The organism is Monashia sp. HAY1-2A, assembly GCF_056755315.1.
In genome coordinates this window covers 1-5,630 of the sequence record NZ_JBNDHY010000218.1, presented here as the reverse complement: position 1 = coordinate 5,630, position 5,630 = coordinate 1, and the positions used below count along the sequence as shown (strand labels likewise).

The following is a 5,630-nucleotide window of genomic DNA, read 5'->3' as shown; positions in this document are numbered from 1 at the left end:
TCCGTCGTCGGCAGCGTCAGATGTGTATAAGAGACAGTCGGTACACCGGTTGGTTCGGCACCGAACGAACCGTTCGGTCCGCGAGTGCAGCTGGGGGAGGGTGTTCGGGTGCCCGCGGGCGCCGGCGCGGGTGGGTGCGGGGATCGGGCGGCCGGGGCGGGGTCAGAGGTGGTGGCGGTCGCGGCGACGGCGGACCGGGGCTTTGCGCGCCTCGATCGACAGGAAGTGCATGACTGCGGAGATGACGAGCGGCACGGTGAAGATCGCCGCGACCGGGGGGATGGCGGCGCCGGAGTCGTTGGTGAGGAAGCCGATGACGGCCATGACGACGATGGACCAGAGCCCGCGGTGCAGCTGCGGGGCCTCGTCGAGCAGGCGCCGCAGCGGCTCGCTGCCGAGGGTTCCCGGGCGTGCGACGACGAAGACACCGACGGCGAGGACCGCGACGACGAGGACGAGCAGCACCGGCAGGTGGACGGCGAGGTCGATGTTGGCCCACAGCTTGCGCGACATGACGTCCCACGCGCCGCCGTCGATGACGGTCTGCAGGAACCGGCCCGGGTGCGAGCGCTCGGACTCCGGCCGCCGCCAGTCGAGGTAGGAGACGCCGCCGACGACGATCCCGGCGGCCACGAGGACGAGCACGACGTTGCGCACCGAGGTGCGCCGGCCCATGACGCCCATGAGCAGGAAGCCGAGCGCGGGCACGAGGGCGATGGGACCACCGAAGTCGGCGCCCCAGGCCGGCAGCACGTCGACGGCGAGGGCGGCACCGCCGATGACGACGACGGCGAAGACCGCGAGCCGCGGGGCCTGACGCCGCACGAGCGCGTGCGCCATGGCGGCGCACAGGAGGAGCACCGCCGAGGCGTAGAGGGCGAACGCGACGTTGCCCATGCCGTAGAAGCGGCCGCCGACCAGGGGCTGGAGCCCGAAGATCGAGGAGATCTGCAGGTGTGAGCCGGTGATGAGGTCGATGCCGATGACCGCCGCGGTCAGCGCCGACATCGCCGCCAGCGGCCCGAGCGCCGACGAGCTCCACGGCCCGTTGAGCGAGACGAACGCCAGTGCCGCGCTCATGAGCAGGACGAGCCCGAGCAGCATGGTGGTCAGGACGACGGTGTTGTCCGACCACCGCCACCACGGCACGAGGTTGGCCAGGAAGGTCGCGGCGGGCATCGCCGCACCGACGATGCCGACGAGGCGGACCAGGCGCAGCCCCCGCTGACGCGTCAGGCGCTGGTTCCACGGCCGGGCCCGGCGCACCATCCACCAGAGGGACAGCAGCGCGAGGGTCATCGCCGAGAGCCAGATGAGCAGGAACGGCGCGACGATGCGGTGCATCGCGTCGGCCTTGGTGTCGATGTCGGTCAGCACGGTCAGCTTCGTCGCGGCCGTGGACTCGCTGTTGTTCGCCGACGGCACGACCGACAGCGCCCGGCCCCCGATGCCGGTCACCGGCGTGACGCCGCCGCGTTGCAGGATCGTCGCGGTGACGTCGGACAGCTGCGCGACGCCGGTGCTCCGGGTCGAGGCCGACGCGAGCAGGCCCGGCCCGTAGTGCGGCCCGGTCGCCGTGAGCAGCCGCAGGCGCTCGGCCCGGTCGCGGTCGGACAGGCTCACGACGACGAGGTCGGCACCGTTGGGCATGGCGTCGACGACCTGGTCGAGGCGCCGCTCGAGGACGTTGACCCGCTCGACCTGGCGCGCCGGGTTCGGGTCGGTGGCATCGAGCGAGCCGACGTCGACGATCGAGACCGGGCACTGCGCGAGGTCGGACACCAGCGTGGTGACGGAGAACTCGGCGTACTTGCCGACCTTGCCGTCGCTCGTCGCCGCGGCAAGGCCGGCGCCGGGGCCGACCGCCTGGATGCACGTGTTGCCCTTGGCGAAGCTGTCGCCGAGCAGACCGAGGTGCGCACGGAACTCCGACCGGCTGGAGCTCTCGGCGAGGGCGTCGAACCCCATGACGCGGAAACCCGCCGTGGCGTCGCCGGCGACCGCGGGCAGCGGCCCGCACTCGGGGCGGTCGGAGTCGGACGCCGGGCCCGCCGACTCTCCCGCCCCGACCGTCGACCAGCCGTCGACGGGGCACGTCGTCAGCCGCAGCGTCTTGACCGACACGGACGCGGCCGACCCGTCGCGCAGCAGTCCCCACAGCGTCGGCGTCTTCTCCGGGCTGACGTCGTCCCAGGACAGGCCGCCGATCCCGACGACGACGAGCGAGTCGCCCGGCTTCGGCGTCGTCGTCGGCGGCACCGGCACCTCGCCGCGCCCGACGTAGGCGAGGGTCAGGACGGCCACCACGGCAAGGAGCGCGACGACGAGCGTCTTGACGGGGTGGCGGCGGATCACGCAGGACAGACTACAAACCGGCTCCGCACGCGGGCGTCGCCGATCACCGGCTGGATCACCGGCTGGACCCGGCGGGACCAGGCTGCGTCAGGGCGGCTCACGGGCTGACTCACGGGCTGGAACCGGCGGCCGTCCCACGGGTCCCGGGACTACCCTTGCGCCTCGTGGACGACACGACGCTCACGGCCGTGGCCCTCGCCGCCGCGGGCGTCGCGCTGCTCGCGCTCGTCCTCGCCGTCCTCGCGCATGCGCGGCTCCGCCGCGTCCGCGCCGACTTCGCCGTGCTCGGTGCCGACGGCGCCCGCACCGACATCGCCCGCCTCGCGGCCGACCAGAACCGACGCATCGAGCGCCTGACCGCCGACGTGACCCGGGTGCGCGCCGACGTCGCCGCGGCCGAGGCGGACGTCCGCCAGAGCCTGCGCAACGTGGCCGTCGTGCGCTACGACGCGTTCGGGGACATGGGTGGCCGCCTGTCGTTCTCGGCCGCCATCGTCGACGACGAGGGCGACGGCATCGTCCTCAGCTCGATCCATGCCCGCAGCGAGTCCCGGACGTACGCCAAGGGCATCGTCGGCGGCCGCTCGAGCATCACGCTGACGCCCGAGGAGCAGCAGGCCCTCGCGTCGGCGACCAGCGGCGACCCGGGCACCGATTCCGGCGCCCCGACACCAGCCCGTACGAAGGACGCCTCGTGACCCCTCCACGCACCCCCGACGAGCTGCACCGCTTCGGCTACCTCGGTCCGCGCGGCACCTTCACGCAGATGGCGCTCGACGCGTGGGACGCCGCCGAGGGCCGCGAGCACGTGCCGTTCGGGTCGGTCGACGCGGCCCTCGCGGCGCTGCGGGCCGGCGACATCGACGCCGCCATGGTGCCGATCGAGAACTCCGTCGAGGGCGGTGTCTCGGCGACGCTCGACGCCCTCGCCACGGGTGACCCGCTCGTCGTCATCGGCGAGGTGCTCGTGCCGATCACCTTCGTCCTCTGCGCCCGACCGGGCACGGCCCTCGGCGACGTCAAGGCCGTCGGCACCCATTCGCACGCGTGGGCGCAGGTGCGCTCGTGGATGGGCGCCCACCTGCCGGACGCCGCCTACGTGCCGACGCTGTCGACGGCGGCCAGCGCCACTGCGCTCGGGGCGCCCGGCGAGGTGATGTTCGACGCCGGCGTCTGCGCGCCGGTCGCCGCGAGCAACGAGGGGCTCGAGGTCCTCGCCGAGGACATCGGCGACAACAAGGCCGCGGTGACGCGCTTCGTCCTCGTGTCGCGGCCGGGCACCCTGCCGGCGCCGACCGGTGCGGACAAGACCACGGTCGTCCTCTTCCAGAAGGAGGACCATGCCGGCGGCCTGCTCGAGCTGCTCGAGCAGTTCGCCGTGCGCGGGGTCAACATGACGCGGCTGGAGTCACGTCCGACGGGCGAGGCCATGGGCTCGTACTGCTTCTCCATCGACGTCGAGGGCCATGTCCTCGACGAGCGGGTCGGCGAGACGCTCATGGGGCTGCGCCGGGTGTGCGCCGAGGTGCGCTTCCTCGGCTCGTACCCGCGGGCCGACGGCGGCCTGCCCGGGACGCGTCCGGGAACGACGGACGAGGACTTCCGGGCGGCCCGGGCCTGGCTCCGCGACCTGCGCGCCTGACCGCCCGGTCGGCAGGGCACGGCGAGCCGGCCGGGCCCGCGACGCGCGGTCCGGCTCAGCCGATCGTCGCGCCGCTCTTGAGGAGGAACAGCGTCTCGTCACCGACGATCCCGTCGACGCCGATGCGGTTGGCGGCCTGGAGGGTCTCGACCGCCTTCGTCGTGCCGGGGCCGAAGACGCCGTCGACGGCGAGCTTGGCGCCGGCCGCGCGGAGGGCCCGCTGGAGCGTCGTCACGTCGGCACCCTTCGCGCCGGGCTTCAGGGTGCGGTCCCCGAGGGACCGGCTGATGACGATGACCCACATGCTGTTGTCGACGCGGCCCGGGTGCGAGACCGGGGCCTCGAGGGTGGACTCGACCCGCGCGACCGCGGCCCTCGTCGCGGCACCGTAGCGGCCGTCGACCCGGACCGGCCCGAAGTCGGCGTCGTCGAGGAGGCACTGGAGCGCACTGACCGCCGGGCCCGTGGCGCCGGGCTCGAGCGTCGGATAGGTGTCGAGCGTCCGGGTGCAGCTGCCCGCCGTCGAGCCGGCGTCCGGGCCGGCGTCGGGGCCGGCGGTCGTCGTGGCCGCAGACGTGGGCGTCGGACGCGTCGGGGTCAGCGGCGCAGCCGTCACCGTGGGGATCACCGCGGGCGTCGTCTCGGTCGTCGACTCGGTCGGTGTCGGGTCGCTCGGGCTCTCGACCGACGCGGTGAGCGACGCGGACGGCGTGGCCGCGCCCGCGTCCGGTCCGCACCCCGCCAGGACGGGCGCGAGCAGCACGGCCGCCAGCAGGGGCGCCCAGCGGCGGACCCCAACCGCTGCGGACGAGGCGCCGGCTGCCCGCAGAGCGCGCGCGTCGGTGGTCGCGTCGGTGGTCGTGCGCCCGGACGGGCCGGTGACGCCGTCCGGGCTGGTCGGACGGGTGCGGTGCTGCGGTGTCATTCGGGTACCCCTGGTTGCCGAGTCGGCCCGCCCTCGCCGGGCCGCGGTCCGAGTATGCGGTGCCGTGCGCCGCCCCACCGGCACGACACGGCGTTTCGTGACGAAACGGACACCTGGCAGAGGGGCCGGACGTGAGGAGGGGGCGCCGGCCGCTGCCCGCCGGCGCCCCACGGGTCCGGGCGACCCCAGTGCGCCCGACCCTGAGGTCATCGAGCCAGCCGCCCCTCCGCGGCCCCCGTGACGGCTCGATGACCAGGTCCCCGAGTGGGTCCCCCGACAGCACAGAGCCGGCGACCGCCCTCCTGATACGTCCCGCCGCGGAAAATGTCGGCGAGTTCTCGACGCGTCGATGTATCAGTTCGGCCCCGTACGCCACCATTCCGGTGAGAGCGTCGGGGCCAGGGCCGCGGCGCATTCCTGCTCGGCTGCAGAGCTCACCCCTCAGGAGGCACTACATGGCAGAGCCCGGTCAGCCCGGTCGCCCCGGTCAGCCCGGCCAACCCGGCCAGGAGGGCCAGGACGCGACGCCCCGTCCCGTCCGGCCCCCCGTCCGCGTCCTCGACCCGGCCACCGCGATGCGCCGGACCGACGGGCAGGCGCCCGACCCGGCGCTCTACCTGTCCGACCGGCTGCTCGTGCGCAACGAGCCGGGCGGCACCCGCGGGCTCGGTGACCTCGCCCAGTCGCTCCTGTCTCTTATACACATCT

The 5,630-nt window shown here is 74.2% G+C and carries 5 protein-coding genes; 3 read left to right on the top strand and 2 right to left on the bottom strand.

Features of this window, described 5'->3' with window-relative positions; all coding sequences use genetic code 11:
• Positions 1 to 162 precede the first annotated feature (162 nt).
• Entirely contained in the window at positions 163 to 2,355 is a 2,193-nt protein-coding gene (locus tag ACPYOM_RS20665) for a hypothetical protein (RefSeq protein WP_481347388.1), read from the bottom strand.
• Between the two features lie 164 nt (positions 2,356 to 2,519).
• Here ACPYOM_RS20665 and ACPYOM_RS20660 point away from each other — a divergent pair, with 164 nt between their 5' ends.
• Both ACPYOM_RS20660 and pheA read left to right on the top strand, forming a co-directional pair.
• Positions 2,520 to 3,053, top strand: coding sequence for a DUF4446 family protein (locus ACPYOM_RS20660; RefSeq protein WP_481347387.1), 534 nt, complete (start codon positions 2,520 to 2,522; stop codon positions 3,051 to 3,053).
• Positions 3,050 to 3,997, top strand: coding sequence for a prephenate dehydratase (pheA, locus tag ACPYOM_RS20655; protein WP_481341458.1), 948 nt, complete (start codon positions 3,050 to 3,052; stop codon positions 3,995 to 3,997). The genes ACPYOM_RS20660 and pheA overlap by 4 nt, the downstream gene beginning before the upstream one ends.
• A gap of 55 nt (positions 3,998 to 4,052) precedes the next feature.
• Here the strand turns inward: pheA and ACPYOM_RS20650 are convergent, their stop codons facing one another.
• Positions 4,053 to 4,922 carry a peptidoglycan-binding domain-containing protein gene (locus ACPYOM_RS20650; protein ID WP_481347386.1) on the bottom strand — a complete coding sequence of 290 codons (870 nt, stop codon included), beginning with the start codon at positions 4,920 to 4,922 and terminating at the stop codon, positions 4,053 to 4,055.
• 455 nt (positions 4,923 to 5,377) lie between these two features.
• Between ACPYOM_RS20650 and ACPYOM_RS20645 the strand changes: the two genes are divergently transcribed.
• A partial coding sequence (locus tag ACPYOM_RS20645) for a hypothetical protein (RefSeq protein ID WP_481347385.1) occupies positions 5,378 to 5,630 on the top strand: 253 nt, incomplete at its 3' end.

Bases quoted from the DNA above. Each gene is read 5' to 3' on its own strand.
- ACPYOM_RS20650 (WP_481347386.1), bottom strand. From the start codon at position 4,922: ATGACACCGCAGCACCGCACCCGTCCGACCAGCCCGGACGGCGTCACC.